At 43.6% G+C, this 23982-nt stretch carries 21 protein-coding genes; 12 read left to right on the forward strand and 9 right to left on the reverse strand.

The genetic code is table 11. The annotated features are described in order from the left end of the window. Positions 1–65: 65 nt before the first annotated feature. From ACX1N5_RS11945 to ACX1N5_RS11955, 3 genes are all read left to right on the forward strand, one after another. Entirely contained in the window at positions 66–1016 is a 951-nt protein-coding gene (locus tag ACX1N5_RS11945) for an NUDIX hydrolase (protein WP_131382272.1), read from the forward strand. A 297-nt stretch (positions 1017–1313) separates the two neighbouring features. Then, positions 1314–2162, forward strand: coding sequence for a carboxylating nicotinate-nucleotide diphosphorylase (gene nadC, locus ACX1N5_RS11950; RefSeq protein WP_458802831.1), 849 nt, complete (start codon positions 1314–1316; stop codon positions 2160–2162). 93 nt (positions 2163–2255) lie between these two features. Continuing rightward, the gene (locus ACX1N5_RS11955; RefSeq protein ID WP_458802829.1) at positions 2256–2819 is read left to right on the forward strand and encodes a peroxiredoxin; all 564 of its coding nucleotides are present in this window, start codon (positions 2256–2258) and stop codon (positions 2817–2819) included. Positions 2820–2861: 42 nt separating this feature from the next. On the opposite strand, the gene ftn is transcribed toward ACX1N5_RS11955, so the two are convergent. From ftn to ACX1N5_RS11985, 6 genes are all read right to left on the reverse strand, one after another. Further along, positions 2862–3326: a heteropolymeric bacterioferritin subunit Ftn gene (ftn, locus tag ACX1N5_RS11960; RefSeq protein WP_458802827.1), complete on the reverse strand. Its 465-nt coding sequence runs from the start codon at positions 3324–3326 to the stop codon at positions 2862–2864. A 239-nt stretch (positions 3327–3565) separates the two neighbouring features. Then, positions 3566–5611, reverse strand: coding sequence for an NAD-dependent DNA ligase LigA (gene ligA, locus ACX1N5_RS11965; protein ID WP_458802859.1), 2046 nt, complete (start codon positions 5609–5611; stop codon positions 3566–3568). 61 nt (positions 5612–5672) lie between these two features. Continuing rightward, the gene (locus ACX1N5_RS11970; RefSeq protein ID WP_458802825.1) at positions 5673–6638 is read right to left on the reverse strand and encodes a cell division protein ZipA C-terminal FtsZ-binding domain-containing protein; all 966 of its coding nucleotides are present in this window, start codon (positions 6636–6638) and stop codon (positions 5673–5675) included. 1 nt (position 6639) lies between these two features. Continuing rightward, a complete protein-coding gene (gene smc / locus ACX1N5_RS11975) occupies positions 6640–10092 on the reverse strand; it encodes a chromosome segregation protein SMC (RefSeq protein WP_458802823.1) in 3453 nt (1150 codons plus the stop codon). A gap of 11 nt (positions 10093–10103) precedes the next feature. Further along, positions 10104–10799 carry a GntR family transcriptional regulator gene (locus ACX1N5_RS11980; protein ID WP_458802821.1) on the reverse strand — a complete coding sequence of 232 codons (696 nt, stop codon included), beginning with the start codon at positions 10797–10799 and terminating at the stop codon, positions 10104–10106. Positions 10800–10828: 29 nt separating this feature from the next. Next, complete coding sequence (locus tag ACX1N5_RS11985; protein ID WP_131382279.1) at positions 10829–11650, reverse strand: sulfite exporter TauE/SafE family protein; 822 nt, start codon at positions 11648–11650, stop codon at positions 10829–10831. Positions 11651–11677: 27 nt separating this feature from the next. Here ACX1N5_RS11985 and ACX1N5_RS11990 point away from each other — a divergent pair, with 27 nt between their 5' ends. The 4 genes from ACX1N5_RS11990 (at position 11678) to ACX1N5_RS12005 (ending at position 14671) form a co-directional block, all read left to right on the forward strand. Further along, positions 11678–12439, forward strand: a complete 762-nt coding sequence (locus ACX1N5_RS11990) for a biotin--[acetyl-CoA-carboxylase] ligase (RefSeq protein WP_165493030.1) — start codon at positions 11678–11680, stop codon at positions 12437–12439. Positions 12440–12451: 12 nt separating this feature from the next. Continuing rightward, a complete protein-coding gene (locus ACX1N5_RS11995; RefSeq protein ID WP_131382281.1) occupies positions 12452–13204 on the forward strand; it encodes a type III pantothenate kinase in 753 nt (250 codons plus the stop codon). Beyond that, complete coding sequence (locus ACX1N5_RS12000) at positions 13201–13905, forward strand: toxin-antitoxin system YwqK family antitoxin (RefSeq protein ID WP_228259313.1); 705 nt, start codon at positions 13201–13203, stop codon at positions 13903–13905. The genes ACX1N5_RS11995 and ACX1N5_RS12000 overlap by 4 nt, the downstream gene beginning before the upstream one ends. A gap of 67 nt (positions 13906–13972) precedes the next feature. Beyond that, positions 13973–14671 (forward strand): hypothetical protein, encoded by a 699-nt coding sequence (locus ACX1N5_RS12005; RefSeq protein ID WP_131382282.1) that lies wholly within the window; start codon positions 13973–13975, stop codon positions 14669–14671. Positions 14672–14712: 41 nt separating this feature from the next. Here the strand turns inward: ACX1N5_RS12005 and ffh are convergent, their stop codons facing one another. Then, positions 14713–16125 (reverse strand): signal recognition particle protein, encoded by a 1413-nt coding sequence (gene ffh / locus ACX1N5_RS12010; RefSeq protein WP_004750760.1) that lies wholly within the window; start codon positions 16123–16125, stop codon positions 14713–14715. 145 nt (positions 16126–16270) lie between these two features. Here ffh and ACX1N5_RS12015 point away from each other — a divergent pair, with 145 nt between their 5' ends. Both ACX1N5_RS12015 and ACX1N5_RS12020 read left to right on the forward strand, forming a co-directional pair. Continuing rightward, complete coding sequence (locus ACX1N5_RS12015) at positions 16271–17077, forward strand: cytochrome C assembly family protein (RefSeq protein WP_131382283.1); 807 nt, start codon at positions 16271–16273, stop codon at positions 17075–17077. A gap of 72 nt (positions 17078–17149) precedes the next feature. Then, a complete protein-coding gene (locus ACX1N5_RS12020; RefSeq protein ID WP_458802817.1) occupies positions 17150–18088 on the forward strand; it encodes a tRNA-dihydrouridine synthase in 939 nt (312 codons plus the stop codon). Here ACX1N5_RS12020 and ACX1N5_RS12025 read toward each other — a convergent pair. Then, the gene (locus ACX1N5_RS12025; protein ID WP_458802815.1) at positions 18077–18970 is read right to left on the reverse strand and encodes a LysR substrate-binding domain-containing protein; all 894 of its coding nucleotides are present in this window, start codon (positions 18968–18970) and stop codon (positions 18077–18079) included. The genes ACX1N5_RS12020 and ACX1N5_RS12025 overlap by 12 nt on opposite strands. A gap of 97 nt (positions 18971–19067) precedes the next feature. Between ACX1N5_RS12025 and ACX1N5_RS12030 the strand changes: the two genes are divergently transcribed. Further along, entirely contained in the window at positions 19068–19658 is a 591-nt protein-coding gene (locus ACX1N5_RS12030) for a glutathione S-transferase family protein (protein ID WP_458802813.1), read from the forward strand. A gap of 36 nt (positions 19659–19694) precedes the next feature. Here ACX1N5_RS12030 and ACX1N5_RS12035 read toward each other — a convergent pair whose 3' ends face one another. Next, positions 19695–20699 carry a DUF1176 domain-containing protein gene (locus ACX1N5_RS12035; RefSeq protein WP_458802811.1) on the reverse strand — a complete coding sequence of 335 codons (1005 nt, stop codon included), beginning with the start codon at positions 20697–20699 and terminating at the stop codon, positions 19695–19697. A 136-nt stretch (positions 20700–20835) separates the two neighbouring features. Here ACX1N5_RS12035 and ACX1N5_RS12040 point away from each other — a divergent pair, with 136 nt between their 5' ends. Together ACX1N5_RS12040 and yccS are read left to right on the forward strand one after the other, a co-directional pair. Continuing rightward, the gene (locus ACX1N5_RS12040; RefSeq protein WP_458802810.1) at positions 20836–21630 is read left to right on the forward strand and encodes a hypothetical protein; all 795 of its coding nucleotides are present in this window, start codon (positions 20836–20838) and stop codon (positions 21628–21630) included. A 152-nt stretch (positions 21631–21782) separates the two neighbouring features. Next, positions 21783–23963 (forward strand): YccS family putative transporter, encoded by a 2181-nt coding sequence (yccS, locus tag ACX1N5_RS12045; protein WP_458802808.1) that lies wholly within the window; start codon positions 21783–21785, stop codon positions 23961–23963. Positions 23964–23982 lie beyond the last annotated feature (19 nt).

Consider the following 23982-nt stretch of genomic DNA (forward strand, 5'->3'; position numbering starts at 1 on the left):
GGGGTTTTGTTTAATCCAATATTTCTCATACAATGAACCCGATAGCAACAAACATAAGACCAAAGATGCAGTCACACGTCCATTTAGAACTTTCCAAATCCCAGGAAACTGCAACCGAACTAGTTGCCGTTTTAATTGCGGTGACCAACTTTTCCGCGCGGGTACTCACCATTCAAGATGGCACTCTTTTACCTTTTGGACCATTAACCCCAATTCATCATTCATTACAAGCAGGCGCACGTGCTTGGGTTCAACAACAAACCGAGCAACCTTTGGGTTATATGGAACAACTGTATACCTTTGTTGACATCAAACGTTCGCAGGATTCTGGGCATCCAGTGGTATACATTAGTTATTTAGGATTGGTTAAAGAAGTCGATGAACAAAACCTAAAACTTGCAGCAAAATGGCATGATTGGTACGAGTATTTCCCATGGGAAGATCGTCGTACCAAAGATGCTGAACAAGTTTGTCAGCGAATTTTGCCTAAAATTCAAAACTGGGTCGACTCTGCTGCCTCGGTATACCTACGCCAAGCACGTCAACAGCGTATGAATTTATGTTGGGGGCTATCGAACTATGATTGGCTTGAAGAAAACACCCTACTCCGCTACGAGCTCATGTATGAAGTCGGGCTAATCGCCGAATCGCCATATTATGATGGTCGCCTGCCTGAATCGATTACAGGTAAAGCCATGCACAACCATCACCGTCGTGTTTTAGCCACAGCCATGTCCCGCTTACGCTCTAAATTACAATACCGCCCAGTGATTTTTGAGTTAATGCCACCCGAGTTTACCTTGTACCAATTACAACAAAGTATTCAAGCGCTCAGCGGTGTGGAATTACATAAACAGAATTTCCGCCGCCTGATACACAACCAAAACTTGGTTGAACCTACAGGTAAAGAAGCCATTCCAGAGCGTGGTCGCCCTGCACAACTTTACCGTTTTAAAGAAAATGTCTTACAAGAAAGTTTACTTTCAGGCTATAAGCTTCCCATTATGAACAACTAAGCTTCCAATTTTGATACCCAGTTAAATAGCAAACCAAGAAAATTTGCTATTTAACTCAAAATTAGCATAAATCCCAAATTGCACAAATTACCAGTCCGATTAAATACACTTAACATATTGAAATAAATTAATAAATTGACAAATACCACACTTTCACTTTTATCAAACATTCAAAAATCATGACTATTTTTGATAAAACTCAAAATTATGCCGTTTTTTAACCCTGAAAATTAATATTTGCGTGTTAGATAGTGAACAATATATACTCCGTTTGAGCATATATTGGAGAGATTCGTCATGCGTTATGCATTGCCAGATGTGTTAATTCAACCACTGGTTCAATCCGCATTAAGGGAAGACTTGGGACGACGCGGAGATATTACTTCCGAAGCCACAATTGATTCACAGCAAAATACTGAATTACATATTATTGCCCGTGAATCCGGGATTGTTTGCGGTGTTCAACTGGCCCGTCTTGCCTTTGCACTTATGAATCCAGAGATTGAGTTTACAGCACAATTGCAAGATGGAGATGTCTTAAATAAAGGCAGCATCATTGCAAGTATTCGAGGTAATGCACGAGCAATTTTGAGTGCTGAACGTACCGCTTTAAATTTTCTGACTCATTTAAGTGGTATTGCCACTACCACACATGAACTACAAAGTAGTATTTCACATACGGCTGCAAAAATTACCTGTACTCGTAAAACCATTCCTGGTTTGCGTGATGTACAAAAGTATGCCGTGCGTGTCGGTGGCGGACGCAATCACCGTATGGGACTTGATGATGCGATTTTGATTAAAGATAACCACATTGCGCTGGCAGGTGGTGACATTATTCAAACGATTCAGCGTGCCAAAGCATACGCTGGGCATTTAATTCCTGTCGAAGTTGAAGTGGATACGCTTGAACAACTTGAGCAAGTCCTGCAAGAAGGCGTTTCTTTAGTTCTGTTAGATAATATGAGTCTGGAACAGTTACGTACAGCCGTGGCAATGTGTCAAGGTAAAGCGCAAATGGAAGCCTCAGGCGGAATTACTCCAGAAACTGCACCAAGTGTTGCAGAAACAGGGGTCGATTTCTTGGCACTTGGCTATGTCACCCATAGTGCACGTTATTTGGATATTGGCTTAGACTACGTTTAAGTTAAGCCAAGATAGCTTGTAACAAAATTTAGGCATTACAAGCTATCGCATATCCTCTAGAATGGATGACATCATGTCATTTAGAGTGAGATTATGACCGTCTTGCGTACACTCTTTGCCAGCTGTACTGTTGTAGGTTTAATAACATTGAGTCCTTTCATTCTTGCCAAAGAAAGTGACAATTTACTCACTGCAATTCAAAAACAATGGGTCGGACAAAAAGCACCAGCCTTCAAATTACAAGATCAACAAGGCCAGTGGCATCAGTTATCCCAGTATAAAGGTCAATGGGTCGTTCTGTATTTTTACCCGAAAGACAACTCACCTGGTTGCACTCAAGAAGCTAACCAGTTTAAAGCTCTTTATCCGCAGTTTATTAAAAGTAATGCCGTAGTTTTAGGTGTGAGCCTTGATGATGTTAAATCACATCAAAAATTTTCTGAAAAACTGAATCTACCTTTTCCAATTTTGGCAGACCATCAACAAACTCTTGCCAAACAGTTCGGCATTATTCGGAATTTAGGTTTTATGCAGATTGCCAAGCGCGAAAGCTTCCTGCTCGACCCGAAAGGTACGATTGTTTATCATTATACTAGCGTGGATACGCAAACCCATGCCGCGCAGGTTTTGCAGGACATACAAAAATTTAACCCATAAAAAAAGCAGCCATCGAGGCTGCTTTTTTTATCGTTGCACCGTTTAAATCTGCGATTGAATATAATTTTGTAGCCCGATCAGTTCGATCAGGCGCATTTGTTTTTCCAGCCAGTAAGTATGGTCTTCTTCAGTATCTGACAACTGCTGACGTAATATGTCACGGCTAATATAATCGCCTTTCTCTTCGCAAAGTTTAATACCTTGAACCAATTTTTCACGCACATGATATTCGAGTGCAAGATCAGCTCTTAGGCAGCTCACCACATCGGTTCCAACATCGACATCGTCTCGCAGCATATTGGGTGTGCCACCTAAAAACAGCACACGACGAATAATTGCATCAGCATGCGATGCTTCTTCATGCATTTCATGATCAATGCGTTCGTAGATTTTGCTTAAACCCCAGTCATCGTACATACGTGAATGGATCAGGTATTGATCACGAGCAGCCAGTTCGCCACCGATCAACATATTTAAATAGTCTATGACTTCTGGATTGCCACGCATGGTGAATTTCTCCTGTGAATATAAATTTTAGTATGCAAGGTTTAAACTAAAAAAGCAAAAAATAAGATTTATAAGTATATGATTTTTCATAACATTAAAATGAGAAACATACGCATTTATATTTCAACTTGGCTGATTTTCTAATCTAAAAATAAGCCCTTAAGATATTTTAAGGGCTTATTCGCGCAGGGTCTGAAGTTACAAATTTCAACATTCTGCCATCAAAAACCAATATGCTTTTATTCAGGAATCACCTGTTGACCATATTCAGCCATTAAGGTTAGAAATTCAGATTCGCTCAAGACCTGTATGCCGAGTTTTTCAGCTTTTTCCAGTTTAGAGCCCGCTTTTTCACCTGCAACTACACATTTTGTTTTACTCGAGACACTACCACTGACACGAGCACCGAGTGCCTGTAGCATTTGAGTGGCTTGATCACGCGTAAATTGCTGCAATGTTCCTGTCAGTACCCAGCTTTCACCATTTAAGGGTTGGCGTGTCGGTGCAGTAGGTGCATCCCATGTCAAACCAGCAGCCAGCAGGCGCTCTACGACTTCAATATTATGCTGTGCCTGAAAGAAATCCACGATCCATTCTGCAGTAATATCACCAACATCAGGGGTTTTCTTGAGCGTTTCAATATCGGCTTGACGCAGAGCGTCAAAAGTCTGGAAGGTATTGGCAAGCATCCGCGCAGTGGTTTCCCCCACACCACGAATGCCTAGCGCATAAATAAAACGTGCTAGTGTAGTTTTCTTGCTGGCATCAATCGCATCAAAGAGATTTTGGACTGATTTCTCACCCATTTTTTCAATACCGAGCATCGTTTCACGATGCTGATGCAACTGGTAAATATCAGACACATCATTAAGCAAATTCAGATGCAGCAAGGACTCGACCCAACGATCTCCCAAGCCTTCAATATCCAGTGCCTTACGCGAAACAAAGTGACGAATGGCTTCGATACGCTGTGCCGCACAGTACAAACCACCTGAACAACGCGCCAAAGCCTCCCCTTCTGGCATCACGACAGGCGAATCACAGACTGGGCACTGACTTGGTAGCACTATTTCTACAGCATCATTTGGGCGAAATTCAGGCCAGACCTTCTCGACTTTGGGAATAACGTCTCCTGTACGATAGACACTCACGGTATCCCCTACACGAACATCCAAACGGTGAATTTCACCGATGTTGTGCAAGGTGACATTAGATACCGTTACACCACCCACAAATACAGGATTTAAACGTGCAACTGGAGTAAGTGTGCCTGTACGTCCAACTTGCCAGTCAATTTGGTCAACTGTCGTCAGCGCAGCAACCGCAGGAAATTTATAGGCAGTTGCCCAGCGAGGTTCACGACTTAAAAAACCCAATTGCTGTTGCTGTTTCAGGCTATCAACTTTAATGACCATACCATCAATTTCGACAGACAAATCAGGGCGCTCCTGCTGAATCTGCTGATATTTTTCTTGAACGTCCTGAATCGACTGACATAAAAATTGGCGTTCTGCGATTTCAAAGCCCATTTTGGTCAACCATATCAAGCTTTCATGCATGGATGCCAAATGATGTTGTGGTTCGCACTGCGCAATCCCATACGCATAAAATGCCAATGGGCGGGATGCCGCAATTTCAGGATCAAGCTGACGCAAACTTCCTGCCGCAGCATTACGCGGATTGGCAAAAGTTTTTTCACCGCGTGCTTGCTGATCCGCATTGAGTTTTTCAAACCCCGATTTTGGCATCAACACTTCGCCACGGACTTCGAGCAACTCTGGAATTTTAATGTCTGTGCTATATAAAAACTTAGGTAGGTTACGAATGGTTTTAACATTTTGGGTAATATCTTCACCTGTTTCGCCATCACCACGCGTTACGCCACGGACTAAAACTCCATGTTCATACCATAGAGAAATGGCAAGACCATCCAGTTTTAACTCGACATCATACAAAATTTCCTGATTTGGCAAACGCTCTTCAACACGGCGAGCAAAAGCGAACAAATCTTCTTGGTTAAATACATTGCCAAGCGACAACATCGGTACGGCGTGGGTCACACTTTCAAATTTGCTCAGTGCTTGCCCACCCACTTTCAGAGTTGGAGTATCTTGCTGAACCAGTTCAGGATATTGCTGTTCTAATGCCTTAAGTTGATGAAAGAGGTGATCGTATTCACTGTCTGAAATGCTGGGTTGATCCATTACATAATAGGCATGATTATGCTTTGCCAGAATTTGAATCAGTTGTCGCATCTGCGCAATGACTGCGGTTGTATCCACCATAAAAAAATCACCATATAAAAGGGCGGACATAGTCCACCCTGAAGTCTAAAATCAGCGCTTTTTAGTTGCTCTGTGCCGCTTGCGGTTTGTAATCAATAATTTGATGGCGCCAGTGTTCTTTGAGTTGCTGAGTCAGTTCACAACTGTTTTCATCAAATACTTTCCCATCGATATCACGGGCAATCAGATTGGCAATACTGACCATCATATCAAAACCTGCTTGTGCGTGCGGGTTTGGCAAGGTCAAGAAAAAGGCAAAGCCCTGTACCTGCTCAGCAGATAAAGTTTCCAAGTCAAAACCCGCTGGGCCTTCATCGGTAACACGCAATACCGAAAACATCAGCGGACTTTCTTCTTCTTCGGTATTTTCATAACGATGGAAACAAGATAACTCACCAAAGCGCAGGCCGTATTTGAGTAAAACTTTCAAGGCACGATCCCCTGACAATACACGGCGTGGGTTCGGATACACATTTAAGGCAAAAATATATTCGGCATTGGACAAGGCACTTTCATCGTCATAGCGCTGCTGTTCATGCAAATGCATGTCCAAAATCGAGCTCTCTTCATCAAACTCTGCAATTGCAACGGTTTCAATGTCTGGGTTCAAGCTGAGTACTGGAGCAGGTTCAGCTTTTTTCTCATCATTATTGATAGCTGGATCAGTCTGCTCTACCGTTTCGGGCTGCTTTTGTTCTTGCTCTTGCGCAGGCTTCTCTGTTTTTTCCAGAACAAGCTGACTTGGCTCAGGCTCTGCTTTTTTTGCTGGCTCAACTTCAGGGGCAGTGCTGGTTTCCTCTGAATCATCGGCATCTAAATGTGGTTCAATGCGTTGCTCTAATGCCTGTGCAGCCGAAAGCTGATCACGCACAAAACGAGGAATCACAGGCTGATGGGTTTCAGGGTTAATGTGTAATTCCGATTCGAGCGAAGGCACATATTCTTTTGGCTTTCGTAACAGCAAAAACAACCCCAATAAAATAATCGCAACCGCGATCACAATACCTACGATTGTGGTGATTTCCATACTATGACTCCGCAACTAACCCGTATTCTTTCGCTTCTTCTAAATTCACAGTGACCAATTTTGATGTTCCTGGCTCAGGCATTGTAACACCCAATAAATCCGTCGCCATGGTCATTGCCAGTTTATTATGTGTGATGTAAACAAATTGTACCTGTTCGGACAATTCTTTGACCAAATTACAAAAACGCTGCACGTTAGCATCATCTAATGGAGCATCGACTTCATCCAGTACACAAAACGGTGCTGGATTAAGACGAAAAATGGCAAATACCAATGCCAACGCTGTCAGGGCTTTTTCTCCACCCGACAATAATGCCAGAGAACTGTTACGTTTCCCTGGCGGTCGAGCCATTAGTTTTACACCCGATTGCCAGTCATCTTCCAGACTTAAACTCGCTTCACCACCATTAAACACTTTTGGAAATAAATCCTGCAACTCATGATTGATCTGTTCAAAAGTTTGCATAAATAACTTACGCGTTTCCTGATCAATACTTTTCATGGCATGTTGCAACTGCTCCACGGTATTTTGCAGATCCTGCATCTGATGGGTCAATTCGTCATAACGCTCAGCAACTTCTTCATATTCCTGCGATGCTGCCAGATTCACCGCCCCGATTTTATCAAACTGCTGTTGGGCTTTTTGTAGTTGTGTCTGATATGCCACCAGTTCAATTTCAACGCTTTTCAATGGTTCAGCATTTAACTGTTCTAACTGCTCGGTATAATGTGTCAGGTCAGATTTTGCAGCTTGCCATGCCAGTCGTTTTTGTTCAAGCAATTCACGTACTTGTTCATCCTGCTGCTGTAGCTGATGGCGCTGCTGAGTCAAATGCTGCTGCTTTTCTTGCACAGTATTCAGTTCAAGCTGCCATTCTTTCCATTGTTTTTCTAGCACGGTAGTTTGCTGTTGCTGCTCTTCAAGTTGCGCTTGCAAGCTCGGTAATTCAAGCTGTATAGGTTGTAACACACTTTGTGCTTGCTGAAGCTGCTGCACACACTGTGCATATTGGCTTTTGAGAAAACTTAAATCTTTTTCAAGCAGCTCGATCTGTTGCTGTTGCTGTTGCAACTGTTGCTTACTGTCTTGCAACTGACCTTGTACCTGCTGACGCTGCTGTTGCTGTTGTTCACATTGCTCAGCCAGTTCATCCACCTGAAACTGTAAGGTTTTATAGTTTGGTAACGCCTGTTCCAGCCTGATTGCCAGCGCATGTAGATCGATCTCCAGATCGTCCTTTTGCATGGCATCTTCTTCGATTTGCAAATCCAACTGTTGTAACTGCACCTGCAATTGTGTCTGCTGTACAGCAAAAGCCTGCTGGGCACTATGTAATTTAGCAACCTGAACATCCAGTTGTTGTTGTTGCTGGCGTAGTTTTTTACTGTGCTGCTGCTGCTCTTGAATCTGCTGTTGAGTTTCTTTTAACGTCTGTTCAGCCAAAGTGCTCTGTTGTTGCAGTTGCTGTAATTGTTGCTGCCCCTCTGCCAGTTCTTGCTCAATTTCCTGCAAGCGAATACGGTGACTCAATGCACCTTGTGCTGCCTGACTCTGTTCGTCATAGAGCAGCCCAATCACCCAGCCTTGCCCAAGCAAATAACCATCCAGACTGAGCAAGGTCTGACCTGTCTGTAATTGTTTCTGCAAAGCCAGCGCCTGAGTAAAATCAGGCGCAATAGCAACCTGTTGCCATAGGGAGTTTTGAGGATAGGCAATCCAGCTGGCCAGTGTTGGCAAACCGAAAAGTTCAGTCTGCACAGTCGTTTCAGTGATGTGCAGTTGCCGTGCCTGCTCAGGATGGAACGACTCTGCTTCTGACAACACATGAGCCGATAACCACTGCGCCAGATATTTTTCCACCAATCCTGCATGCGCTTTAGCAACGTCTTGTAACTGTAAAACCTGCATCAGCTGCTGTGCCGCTGACTGCTGTTTTGGCTGTTGCTTGGTCATCAGTTTTTGCAGGTTATTTTGTTCTGCCTGCAAAATCTTGAGTTGTGACTGTTGGGCAGAAAGCTGTTGCTGCTGCTGTTGAACGGCTTGTTGCTGCTGTTGTTTTTGCTGTTCAAGCATCTGTAACTGTTGTTCAGTTTGCTGCACTTGCTCGGCAACGCTGTGCTGTTGCTCAGTAAAATCTTCCAGTTCAGGCTGAGTAACTTGGGCTTTGACTTGCTGATATTGCTGTGCCAGCGTTTCCTTTTGGTGTTCTAAACGTAAAAGGTTTTTATTAAGCTGCTCCAGTTGTGACTGCATTTGGGCATGTTTTTGCTGTTGCTGCTCAACTTGGCTTCTGACCTGCTGATACTGTTGCAATGCAGTTTGATACTGTGCAGACAAGTCTGAATTTTGCTGCTGTTGCTGCTGATCATTCTGCTCAGCCTGTTGTACGCTTTCCGCCAATTGCTCACATTGTTCATGCAAGGTATCCAGTTGCATTTCAGTCAATTGCAACTGTTCTTTCAACTGCATTTTTTGCTTTTCAAGCTGTGAAATTTGTTGACTATTCTGTAGCTGTAAAGCTTGTTTTTGTTCAACATTGAGCTGAAGTTCAGACAGTTTTTTCTCGGCGGTTTGCCATGCTTGTTGTAACGGGGTGGACTGCTGAATCAGACGCTGAAACAAACCACTGGTTTCAGTCAGGTCATGCTCAACCGTATTCAGTTCCGAACGCACCAGTTTAAACTGCTCACCGAACTCGGTCATTTGGGCAGTATATTCCTGTTGCAAACGCTGGCTTTGCTGACACTGGAACGACAGAATTTCTATTTTTAAGGTACGAACTTGCTGTTCAAGTTGTTTATATTGAACCGCTGCTTCTGACTGGCGCTTTAGGGTTTTCAGCTGGGCTTTCAACTCGTAGGCAATATCTTCCAGACGCTCCAAGTTTTGCGTGGTATGTTCCAGATGTTGCAGGGTTTCACGGCGACGTGCCTGATAACGTGACACCCCTGCCGCTTCTTCTACAAATACGCGCATTTCTTCAGGTTTGGCATCCACCAAACGGTTAATCATACCCTGTTCAATAATCGCATAAGAACGGGGCCCAAGCCCTGTTCCCAAGAAAATATCGGTAATATCACGGCGGCGACAGCGCGTACCATTCAGAAAATATTCGGATTTTCCCTCTCGCGTTACCTGTCGGCGCACAGCCAGTTCATTGTAGGCATTGTACATGCCGCCGAGTTTGCCATAGGTATTTTCAAAACGTAGCTCGACACTCGCCACGCCCACAGGTTTACGTTTGGCGGTTCCCGTAAAAATCACGTCCTGCATACTACCGCCACGTAACTGGCGTGCACTGGATTCGCCCATGACCCAGCGAATGGCATCAATGACGTTGGATTTACCACAACCATTCGGCCCCACAATCGCACTACGGTTGGCTTTAAATTGTAATGTGGTACTGTCGGCAAACGATTTGAAGCCTGAGAGTTTTAAACTGCTTAAACGCATACTGTCCTAATTTAATGACGTGAGCGACGTGCCCATGCCAACTCAATCTGTTTCATTCGTGTCAGGGAGTCCAACACAAGCCCTCGCAAGTGTCGGCAAAAATCATGCATAAATAAAGTGGCTTGTTGCAAATTTCGGGTCAAAATAGCATCAATCATCCATTTTATGCGATTAAAGGTTTCTTCCAAATCACGCCGAGAGGTATTCAGGATTAAAAAATAACAACGGCGTAGTGCAGGAAATAAGTCATGAAAAAATTGAGTAAAATATAAATTATGAAACTGCCCTGCATGATTCAACAGAAAATAAAACCATAAATCATAAAATTGTTCAGACTGCATCTGTTTGACATGCAATGTTAACTGTTGCTCAAGCTGCTGAATTTTTTGTTTTTCACTGGATACATCATGATAAATAAAACACTGAATCAACTGGCTCAGCAGCATGTCACAGCTTTCAAATAACTGATTGACCTGCTCGGTGCTCATTTCGGTAACTATGGCACCACGACGCGGATAAATCTCGATTAGATGCGTACGTTGTAGTAATAACAATGCTTCACGTACCGAACCACGGCTGACCTGCATTTCTTTGGCAATCCGCAGTTCAGGAATTCGCTCGCCTTCAAGTAACTCACCTGAAATAATTTGCTGTGCAATTTGTTCGGCAATCTGTTCGGCAAGACATTGTGCGGGTTGCTGCAGCATGATTCACCTGTTTCATTTTTGATTTTGTTTTAATGTGTGGTCTGTAAAAGTTGTATCACACCCTGATAAATAAAATAACTCCCCACGGTAAAAAGTAAGCCGCTGAAGCATTTTTTCAGTGTGGCAGGTGACAAGGCATGTGCCACTTTGGCACCAAATCTGGCTGTGACAAAACTCATGATGCTAATGCCAATAAATGCATAAATATGCACATAACCAATTGCATGCGGAATCTGGATGCTCTGTTTTGCCCCAAACCACATAAACCCCAGTGCACCCGCTACCGCAATCGGAAAACCACAGGCCGCCGAGGTCGCCACTGCTTTTTGCATTACCACACCATGCTTGTTTAAGTATGGGACAGTCAGTGAACCACCGCCAATGCCAAAAATTGCTGAAGCAATCCCGATACCAGAACCCGCCAGTGCCTGTTGCCAAACTGTTGGTAATTGCTTCGAGGTATCAACCTGTTGTTTTGCACCAAAGAACATGCGCTGTGACACCCAAAGTGCAAACACGCCAATAATCAGTTGCAAACTATGCCCAGATAAAACATCGGCAACGCCTGCCCCTAAAAAAGAACCTATCACCAAACCAGGGGCAATATTACGCACCACTGACCACATCACTGCGCCTTTTTGATGATGCGCCATAATCGAGCTTAAAGAAGTAATCATAATGGTTGCAAGCGATGTACCAAGTGCCATATGCATAATCACATCAGGGGCATAATGCTGCTGGGTAAACACTATATATAAAATTGGAACAATAATCAGACCGCCACCCACACCAAACAACCCTGCGGCAAAACCTGCAATTGCACCAATCAGTAAATATATGATTAACTCCATCTTATGTTTTCCCATGAATTGTTGATTATGGATGCGGATACTCGCCAATTACAGCAGCTACTCGAACTGTCGAACTGTACCCCTGATATTGTCTTGCTGAAACATAGCACGACATCGACCAATGATGATGTGCGCGCACTTGCCCAGCAAGGCATGCATACTGCCCTTGTTTGCAGCGAAATACAAACCCAAGGTCGTGGGCAACATCAAAGGCAATGGCTGTCTCCCCAAGGCAACATCTATTTAAGCACACTCATCAACACCGAAACAGCGATTGATGGGCGCTTGGCACTTGAAGTTGCACTCAACCTACTTCACATGCCTATACTGAAAGACTTTAATTTACAAATCAAATGGCCCAATGATCTATATAGTCACCAAGGGAAATGGGGTGGTATTTTAGTCGAGCCACTTTCTGCCCATCAGGCAATTATCGGGGTTGGCATCAATATTATTACGCCGCCCGACCTGCAAAATCTGGATCAGGCAGTGACCTCATTGAGCGAACTGGGGCTGCACAATCGTAGTCGGATTGAGTTGATTCACGACATTTATGTGGCGATTCAACAGGCAGGCACATGGTTCAATCATGGCTGTTACAATTTGGCAGAGCGCTTTAATCATGTGGCAATGTTTAAAGGGCAATCGGTCAATTTCGAGCATCAACAAGGTGTTGCTGAAGGGATATTCCTCGGAATTCAAAATGATGGCGGGATTGTGCTCGATACAGCACAAGGTCAGACCGTGTATTATCAAGGACGTTTACGCCCACTTCCTTCAACACAGTAATCCGAGAATATAATGCAAAATTTATGGCTCGATATTGGTAACACACGCCTAAAATACTGGATTACCCAAGGTCAAGAGGTGATTGAACATGGCGCTGAACTGCATTTGCAATCGCCTGCCGACTTGCTACTGGGTTTAGTTCATCACTTTAAAGCACTGCAAATTCGCAGAATTGGGATTTCTTCAGTTCTAGATAAAAAAAATAATGATCGGATTAGTCGTATTTTAAAACGCCTGAATGCCCCGCTCTACATTGCCAAAGTACAGCACGAATATGCAGGCTTGCACTGTGGTTATGACGATATTCAGCAACTCGGGATTGACCGCTGGCTACAGCTTCTGGCAGTTGCTGCACCAGAGCAAGATCTGTGCGTAATTGGTTGTGGGACTGCGCTGACGATTGACCTTACACAAGGCATGCAGCATTTGGGCGGCTATATTTTACCTAATCTATATTTACAACGGAATTCACTGATTCAAAATACCAAAGGCATTAAAATTCCAGATTCGGCATTTGAGCATTTGGAACCTGGACGAACGACCGTGGATTGTGTACATCATGGTATTTTGCTCGGGCTCATTAGCACTATTCAGAAAATTCTGGAACAATCACCGCGCAAGCTGATTTTAACAGGCGGTGATGCTGCGTTATTCGCCCGTTTTTTACAAGAGTATCAACCTGTTGTAGAAACAGATTTGTTATTAAAAGGGCTGCAACATTATATTTCACACCACAAGAACAACGAATCAGTTGAGGGAACATGATGAAAAGTAATTATAAAATTTTATCTATACTGGCCTGTGGTCTCGCATTATCCGCTTGCCAAAGCACGACTGCACCTTCTGCACCTACTCCAACCAGTTTAGGGAGTGCAGCTTCCGAGCAATCTGTGATTGCCTACTTTTCTTCGATGCAGACAGGCGGTATTTTGTTGCTCAATGGCCGCTCTGCCGATGTCTATCGGGTGTTAATCAAACATGACGAGCGCGGTTATTGGATACAGGACTTTTATCAGGCATCACACCGCCCACAGTCTAGTCCAGTCTTGCTGACCAACCCTGCAGATTTAAACAAGATTTCCCCGACATCGGTTGTCGGTGATTTAATTCTGTATTACCGTAACGGGCAGGTCTACCAACGTGCAACCTATAATGCCCAACATCAACCAACGGGTCAGGCAACCACTTATAATCCTCAAGGCAAGCTGATCGTACAGGAAGAAAACCGTGCTGATGGTTCGTATTCGGGACGTTTCTGGTATCCAGAAACGCTGCATCAGGCGCTCAACTTTGAAATGAATAGCAAGCATCAGGTGACTATGGCAAAAGGTTGGGACCAACAACAGCATGCGATCCCTAGCAATCAGTGTTTTGCCGAAAAAACCTTAAATCCTAAAAACCAGCAAGATCAATGCTATCAGCTGCTGATGCAGATTTATCAAACAAGCGCCACTATGGCAGATTAAAGCTGCTCTTGCTCAAGTCAGATTTGGCTTGGGCATTCTTTTCTGACATTTAAAATGATGAACAACAATGAAAAAAATACTTTTAACTGCCCTATTGGCATGTACTTTGGTCACTCCCGCAGCAGTGTCGGCAAAAACCATCAACAGTACATTAGCCACATCCAGTTCAATTCAAAAAAACCAGATTATTGCCTATTTTTCACCGATTCAATTTGGCAATGAATATTCAGCCAAAGCATTAACCACAGGTTATTACCGTGTTTTATTAGACAAAAATGCACAGGGTCAGTATCTGGTACAGGATTTTTATACCCAAACCAGAACGCCACAGTCCGCTCCTTTCTGGTTGAGCAAGTCTGAAGACTTGCATAGTTTCGATCCAAATTCGGTCACAGGTGAACTCAAGCTTTATTATGCGACAGGTGAAGTATTTTTTACGACTCAATACAATAAACAGCAGCAACTCATTGGGCCTAGCCAACTGTTAAATCGTCAGGGTCAACTGCTTTCACAAGAAACCATGTCCGCTGATGGTTCAACACAAAGCGATTACTGGTATCACCCTAATGTACCTGCCTTAAAAGTAAAGTTCGATTCAAACGGGCAGATTTTACGGGCGCAAGGCTGGAACACTGAAGGTAAAGCCATTGCGGCCGACGAATGTTTTGCAGAAAAAACGCTAGAACCAAAAAACCAACTAGATACCTGTTATTTGATCATGAATTTACTGAATGATCGTAACCAGACACTTATCGAAGAGCCATAAAAAAGAGGCGCAATATGCGCCTCTTTTTTATACAGAAAATTTTATTTTTTCTGGTCGTTGCCACCAAATAATGGCCCCATACCACCACCGCCACCACCGAACTGCTTTTGCATACCGCTGAGTGAACGCATCATTTTGCCCAAACCTGACGGATTGGCAAATTTCTTCATCATTTTTGCCATTTGCGCATGTTGCTTGATCAACTTGTTGACCTCCGCAACATCCATACCACAACCTGCTGCGATACGTTTTTTACGGCTTGGGTTCATTAATTCTGGGTTACGGCGCTCTTTGAGCGTCATCGACAAGATGATGGCTTCCATCTTTTTAACTTGTTTTTCAGGGTTGGCTTGCTGAATCGCTTGCTGCAAACCTGCACCGCTCATGCCAGGCAACTTGTCCAAGAAACCCATCATGCCGCCCATTTTACTCATTTGCTCAAATTGCGTCAGCATATCTTCAAAGTTGAAGCTACCGCCTTTTTGCAATTTTTTCGCCATTTTTTCGGCTTTTTCTTTGTCGAGTTTGCGTTCAACTTCCTCAACCAAAGACAGCACGTCACCCATACCCAAAATACGCTGGGCAATACGTTCAGGGTGGAACGGTTCTAGGGCATCGAGTTTTTCACCCATACCCAAGAACTTGATTGGCTTGCCAGTAATGGCACGCACTGAAAGCGCCGCACCACCGCGTGCATCACCATCAGTTTTGGTCAAAATCACACCAGTGAGCGGCAAGGCATCATTAAAGGCTTTTGCTGTATTTGCCGCATCCTGACCCGTCATGGCATCGACCACAAACAAGGTTTCGGTTGGTTTAACTGCAGCGTGCAATTCTTTAATTTCGTCCATCATGTCTTCATCGACATGTAAACGACCTGCCGTATCGACAATCAACACATCGGCAAACTTGATTTTTGCTTGCTCAATGGCGCGATTGACAATATCAATCGGTTTTTCATCTGCACTTGATGAAATAAATTCTGCACCGACTTCGGCTGAAACCGTTTCTAACTGTTTAATCGCTGCTGGGCGATAAACGTCGGCAGAAACAGTCATGACTTTTTTCTTTTGGCGTTCTTTTAAGAAGCGTGCCAATTTTGCCGCAGTGGTGGTTTTACCCGCACCCTGCAAACCTGCCAATAAAATCACGACTGGCGGTTTTGCTGCCAAATCCAGGCTTTGGTTTTCCTCACCCATCATTTTGGTCAGTTCATCATGAACAATCTTGACAAAAGCCTGTCCTGGAGACAGTTGGCTCATGACTTCTTGTCCAAGTGCCTGTTCCTTAACTTTCGCGATAAACTCACGAGTTACAGGTAAGGCAACATCCGCCTCTAGAAGTGCCATACGCACTTCTCGCAGGGTGTCTTTAATATTGTCTTCGGTCAGTTGTCCTGTACCGGTAACATTTCTTAAACTCTGTGAGAGTCGTTCTGTTAAGGTGTCAAACATTGCAAATTCCGCTTTAAATGGTCTGTTGCAAAAAAATCTTTCTCAAAAATAGAAAATTTATGCATGAAATGCTATAGGATACTTGAGTTCACATCGAAATTATATCGCATAGCATGAATATTCATTATTCCAACAAAGGTTTGACATGATCAGTCTCCCCTTGGTGTACACGATACTGGCTTTAATCGCTTATACCACTGGTTTTTGGTACTCCTTTATGCACTTATTAGCGAAGCGTGAGCCAAACCGTTGGTTTATTGGCGTCATTCTGAGCATAGGTCTGTTGTTACATGGCTATATTTTAGAACATGACATGTTAACAACACATGGGGTCAATTACGACGTTTTCAACCTAATGTCGTTTACTTCTGGGTTAATGCTCGTATTGAGCGCAGTATACAACACCTATCGTCCCGTTCTTGCCCTGAATTTACTGGGCATTCCTGTCGCAGCGACAGGGCTTATTTTTGGTTTTGCTTTTAGCCAACCAAATCAGTTTATTGAAGAACATTCACTTGGACTTGATGCACATATCATCTTGTCGTTGTCTGCCTATGCAGTCTTACTCATGGCAACCATTCAGGCAGTACTGATGTGGTTCCAAGACCGCGAACTCAAGAAAAAACAAAAACGCCTGTGGGTCAACTTATTACCGCCGTTTCAAGTCATGGAGTCACTGTTATTTGACATGCTCATGACGGGTTTTGTGGTACTCACCATTGCTTTGGGCTTTGGGTTCTTCACCGTAGACAGTTTCTTGGGGCAGCATCTTGCCCATAAAACTGTGTTTAGCCTCATTTCATGGGTTGTTTATGGCGTGCTCCTGATTGGTCACTTCAAATTTGGCTGGCGTGGACAAAAAGCGATTCGCTTTACCCTGATTGGGTTTGCATTACTGGCTGTCGGATTTATTGGCAGTAAATTTATTCTGGAAATGATTTTAGGTCGTTAATCCTGTCCAATCACCCTAGACAGCGTTGTACAATTTGCGTATAACGCTGTTTTTATTTTTAGGGCAATGCCATTGAAACTGATTCTTGCACCCATGGAAGGCCTAACCGATCCAATTATGCGTGATGTGCTAACGCATGTGGGCAGTTTTGACTGGTGTGTGACAGAATTTATTCGAGTGACTGACAGTCTGTTGCCCGAACATGTCTATGACAGCTACTGCCCTGAACTAAAAAATGGCGGTAAAACTGCCGCAGGTACACCCGTACATGTGCAGTTTTTGGGAAATAACCCCGAAATGCTGGCAGCCAATGCCGTACGCGCTGTTGAACTCGGTGCACCTGCCATTGACCTAAATTTTGGCTGCCCTGCCAAAACAGTCAATCGCCACCGTGGTGGCTCAGTATTACTGGATGAACCCGATGTCGTGCATATTTTGGTCAAAGCTGTTCGTGATGCGGTGCCTGCACATATTCCTGTGTCTGCCAAAATGCGTTTGGGTTATCTGGATGAAAACCACACCATGGACAACGCGCATGCGATTGAAGATGCAGGTGCAAACTGGCTCACGGTACATGCCCGAACCAAAGCTGATGGTTATACCCCACCTGCCTACTGGGAAAAAATTCGACCAATTCGTGAAGCGCTAAAAATCAATGTAATTGCCAATGGTGAAATCTGGAATTACCAGCATGCAAAAACATGTCAAATCCAGTCGGGTTGTGAAGATCTCATGCTTGGACGCGGTGCAGTCACCACGCCAGATTTGACCCAGTGTATTCGCCAAAAATCCGATCATGCCTTGCTGTCTTGGCAAGATTTGGTGGAGCTACAAATCCGCTTCTTGAATGGTCCAAGCAAAACTGAAATCGGCATGGTTGGACGTTACAAACAATGGCTTGGCATGATGAGCAAAGCCTATCCTGAAGGAAAACAACTCTGGGATGAAGTCAAACGCATTAAAGTGCTTGAGGATGTCATCCTGCAATTACAACATAGCCTAGAACGTTAAAGCCTGTTCATAGACCATCACTTGTTGCCTGAGCCAGTCTAAAAACAGGCTGGTTTCTGGCTGTAGCGTCTGCCCTTCAGGAATCACACTCCAGTATGCCCACGGATATGCCACCACGGTATTGGAAATTTTCTTGAGCACGCCTTGCTGTACCAAATCAAACACCACACTTTTACGTTCCAAGGCAATACCTAAACCTCGGCGTAGCATTTCAATCACCACATTGGAGTCATTGACCTGCAATAAGGTCTGCTCAGGTAATGCCAAACCAGTCTTTTCACACCACCAGTTCCATGTTTCCAGTGATGAAATCACAGGGGTTTCAATAATCTGCTGATCAGAAAAATACAGTCGCCCCTGTTGGAAATCTGCTGCTGCAACCACCCATAATTCATCATAGAACAAAAGGTTTTTCTGCGCTGCCGCCCGCCAGTCGCCATTGCCCATACGAATCGCAACATCAAACTGTTGCTCACTGAGATCTCCGACTGCCAAATCGACCAATAATTTCAAATGAATCTGTGGGTACAATTGGCGAAAATCCATCAACCGTGGTGCAAGCCAATGTGCAGCAAAGGACGGTAAAGTAGCAATCACCAGTTCAGCCTGACGCGGATTACTTTTGAGCTGAAAGGTAGCATCTTCCAAAGATTTCAGTGCATCACGAATTTGAATTGCATATAAACGTCCATCTTCTAAAACCGTGACTTTCTTGGTTTGCCGTTGCAATAACTGCCGCCCCAAATAAGCTTCCAGTGCCTTGACCTGCTGACTAATGGCCGAATGTGAAACATGCAGTTCTGCGGCGGCTTGGGTAAAACTTCCCAGCCGACTGACTGCTTCAAAGCTTTTAAGCATCTGTAATGATGGCAATTGTGCCATGTAAGTCTTCCTTACAGCCTGTGTTAGAAATACGAAAATCAACGCCGAATAATTTGTGTATGCTGATAAAAAACATCATGAGACACAGAGATTTGCCATGAAACTTTACGGAATGCTCAATTCACCTTTTGTACGACGTGTTGCGATTAGCCTAGCCAGTCAACAGATCGACTTTGAACTGATTCAATTGTCTGTGTTTTCCACTTTTAATGAATTTTCCCAGATTAATCCTGTGGTCAAAGCACCAACCTTATTGCTCGATGATGGTACATACCTGATGGATTCCACCCTGATTTTGCAATATCTGGAGCATCAACAAAAGCTTAGCTTCTTTGCACTATCAGCTCAAGGTTACCAACTTTTGGGCTTAATTTTAGCTTTGGCAGAAAAAGCGGTGCAATATGTTTATGAAACTCAATTACGTGCAGCAGAACTGCAAAACCCGACATGGAAACAACGGGTTCTACACCAGGCTGAAAAAGCCTGCCAAGCCATTGAACAACAGCTTCAAGGCTATCCATTTCATCCAGAAGATCAGGTCTGTATCAGCCTTGCAATTGTCTGGACATTTATCCAGAAAAAACTCACAGGACTGATTGCTAAAGTGAACTATCCGCACATCACCCAACTACAGCAACAGATGGAACAGACTGAAGTTTTTCAGCGCTATGCCTACCCACAGGCTTAACCCATTGAGGGATGCTTTTTTTCGCATCCCTCAAGCTTATTTCACATGACTGACATAACTCGGCAAATCCCATGCTCCGCCCAGTTGAATCATACGACACATGCCTGTAGTCGCATCTGAACTTTTCACAAAGTTTTGACCATTCCAGACCCACTGGGCATGCCACCAGCAATCTCCCAAACCACGACCTTTTTGTGCCGCATCAATCACACCCTTTTCATAACCTGAAGCACTCACAGTAATCAGTTGCGGTTTATACGGTTTTTGCTGCTGAATAATCCAGTAGCCATAGCCTTTGTTATACGCTCCGCGCCAACATAAGCCACTGACCAGCAAACGTTTATTCGGTAAGACTGCTTCGACTTGTGGCTCAAACTTGGTGTATTCATTATTTTCGGTCAGGCTTGAACACTCCTGATCATCGGATTTGTTTTTTGCTTGCTGGGCTTTCAGATTTTGCGTGAGAGCATTCCAGTCCACCTGCTTTTGCCAAAGCTGTAAATTAGCCACTGGAATTTTCTGTTGATGAATGATTGGCATCGGCAAGGCAGGAAAAACCGACTGCTCGGAGTGATTGCCCACACGAATCAATGCAGATGAGGTATTTAAACGACCCTGCTGTTCATCGACTTTCAATAAGACTGCATTTGCACCTGTACTCGACAATTCCCAACGTGACTTGCCCGCAGCAAAATAAATACGTTGGCTGCCTTTTAACGCGGTTAACAATGCACGTGTTTGCATTGCATTTAAATCACCGCCTGCATCTTTGAGGAGAATTCTGCCTAAATTTTGCTGACCAACCCAGAAATCCACGGCTTTAGGAACTGGAACATCTTCGGTATCACCAACATCGGCAAGTTGAACTTGTGCAGTAACAGGTTGATTTACCCCTGCCTTACGGGTCAGCAACACCGACACCCGTGCTTGGGCTTCATCAGCAGAATAGCCCGCAGCCCGACAGGTTCGGGTGTTATCACACACCATTTCCCAGTCTTTATACTGAAACGACCGGTCATTAGCATGGACATAAGTGGTCATACAGCCACTCAATAATAGACTCAATATAATACTTTTTTTCATTTTCACTATTTTTATCAGATACAAAAAAGCTGATTATGTCGAAAAAGATTACTTTTATGCTGTAACAAAATTGCAAATGAGCTGAGAATAAATCATGTTGCCCATTTTAAAAACAAGCTTTATTTCAGGCAGCCTATGCCTTGCCATGAACTCTATCGCACATGCAGATTGGTCAGATAACGAAACCCAGCAACTTAAATTTTGTACCACACTCGCAACCCTGAATAGCCAAGCCGAACAGCACTATAAAAAAGCCCAATATCTACAAGCACGAAAAATCTGGACTGAACAAGTGGGCTATATGGAAAGCTGTTTACGCCTGAAAGAAGATCCGAGTGACTTAGCCAAACAGATATTTACCGCGAAAAATTCAGCCTATTTGAGCCAAAACAGCCTAGATACCTTATACAACAGCATTGCCCTGACCTATATCAAAACACAGGATTATGGCAAAGCCAAAGCATGGCTAAGTCTTGCCCCGAAATCGGCAAAAACCGCATTTAATTTAAAACTGATTCCACAACACGCTATAACAAAGAGCCTTGCAGGTGAATACTGGATGTACGCAGGTTTAGGTGTTTGGCAAACTTATACTGTCAAGGCTCAAACAAAACAGCAATATTACATTCATTTTGAAGGTTTATATTTTGGTTTAAATGGGCTGCTATATGGTCCCAACATGGGAGAATATGACTATCAAACCAAGATTCAACAACAGCAATCGATATGGACTTATCCCGACGCCCTTGAGCATGACTTTTGCCGAATCCAGCTCAAATTTCAAGGAGATCGGCTTCGTGCCACCACCTCAACCAATGGTTCACCTGACAGCAGTTGTGGTTTTGGACACAATGTCACAGCCGATGGTGAATATATAAAAGTTTCCTAAAAATACTCTAATAATAACAGTGAACTAATTTTAATTCTGAACAGTAAAGACAAGTCGATCATCTGCAACGTATAATTTTATCTGGGTAAAAATATTCATGCAAACTGTACATTTTTGATCACAAGGCATTTTTTGACTAGGGAAAATACAACTTGAATCTTGGGCTACATCGCATTCGCCGAGTCACTTACAATGCATCACTGATGTATAACTTCCGTATGGCTATTGCTTTTATTGGAACGGCTTTTGTACCTTATCTCCTGCACTTCCAATTGGCGACAATTCCTCTGACTTTAGGTGTGGTTGCGGCGGGTTTAAGTGACATTGATGACCGCTTTACTGTACGGATTTTAAACCAGTTTTATACTTATTTTGGCTTTTTTGTCGCTGCCAGCTCAGTACAGCTGCTATTTCCCCATCCTGTATTTTTTGCCCTTGGTCTGATTGTCGCTTGTATTGTGCTGATTTTACTGGGTTCACTTGGTCGGCGTTATTCCACTATTTCATATGGCTGTCTGGTGGTATCGGTCTATGCCATGCTTGGCGTGCATCTGTTCGATGAATGGTATATGCAGCCGTTGTTATTGGTTACAGGTGCAATTTGGTATGGAATTCTCTCCACCATCAGTTTTTTGCTGTTTCCGATTCGCCCTGTCCAAGTCAAACTGGCACAAAGTTATGCCTGCCTTGGTGATTTTCTCTTTGCCAAATCCAACCTGTTCGATGTCGACATGACACCAGACAGCTATCGGCAAAGCATGATTGACCTGTCAATGGAAAATGGCAAGTTAATCGCCCTCTTTAACGATATGAAAACTGCGTTGTTGACTCGTCTCAAAGGTGACCGTGGGCAAAAAGATACCCGACGCAGCCTACAATATTATTTTGTAGCGCAAGATATTCATGAACGTGCCGATTCTGCACATATTGACTATCAACAACTGACAGATAACTTTAAACACAGCGATGTGTTATTTCGCTTTCAGCGCATATTGTCTTTACAAGGCAAAGCTTGTAAGGATTTAAGCGATAACATCATTAAACATACGCCCTATCAGCACAATAAGCGCTTTAAACATAGTTTTGAAAATTTACGTTTATCCTTAAAAAAGCTACCTGAACAATATCCAAATGACCCGATTTGGGTCAATGCACTCATGTCACTCTATCAAAATCTAAAAGCGATTGATGGGCAACTACGCAATTTGGAAGCCGAACGTGCTATGAGCATGGATATTAGCAAGCAACAAGATCAACAACTGAAGGATGATGATCTCAAAGGCTGGGCAGATATCAAAGTACGGATCATGCAAAACCTGACCCCAGAATCTGTGTTATTTCGTCATGCCATCCGTTTGTCTATCGTATTGTTCTGTGCCTATGTTTTTGTACAACTTACACATGACCATATTCAATATGGTTACTGGATTCTGCTTACGGCATTATTCGTCAGTCAACCCAATTTTAACGCGACCAAACGCCGCTTACGCCTAAGAATCTGGGGAACTTTACTGGGTATTCTGATTGGTCTTTTGATCTTAAAATTTATCCCATCGACTGAAGGACAACTGATTGTGCTGATTCTCAGCGGGATTTTGTTTTTTGAACTACGCAGTAGACAATATGCTCAGGCAACTGCATTTATCACCATTTTGGCACTGATTAACTTCAACCTTGATGGTCTAGGCTCGACCGCAGCTCTGCCGCGTATGATTGACACGATTATTGGCTGTGGCTTTGCATGGTTTGGTGTCACATTTATTTTCCCTGACTGGAAATTCCGTCGCCTACCCCATAGTATTCGCCGTGCATTCAATGCTCAATGCGACTATTTAGCCGAAGTCGTACACCAATACCGCCAAGGGCGAAACAACGGACTAGATTATCGGGTTAAACGCCGTACTGCGCACAATCGCGATGCTGAACTTGCCTCACTGATTTCTACACTCGCAACCGAACCCGATTTCGATCCAAGCCAAAAAACCGCAGCTTTTGATCTACTTTGCCTGAGTCATACTTTTTTAAGCTATATTGCGGCTCTCGGTGCACATCGGGAACAACTACTTGATCAGGAGATTTTAACCCTGCTCGATTCGGCACTAGATGATATTCAAGGCGTATTATTGCGTGATGAGCACCCAAATTTGAATTCCAAAAATATGCTGCAAAGCATTCGTCAACGCTTATCACAAAACAATCAAAATGATCAAAAAGCACTGATTATTTTACAACAACTCTCACTGATGTTCGGTGTGCTGGAGCAATTAATGACGCTCAAACAAAACCTGAGTAATGAACATAATACTGATGCCAGTGAATTGGGATCACTTTAAAAGCTGAGATTTTGGTGTA

The organism is Acinetobacter sp. ANC 4636 (assembly GCF_054454555.1).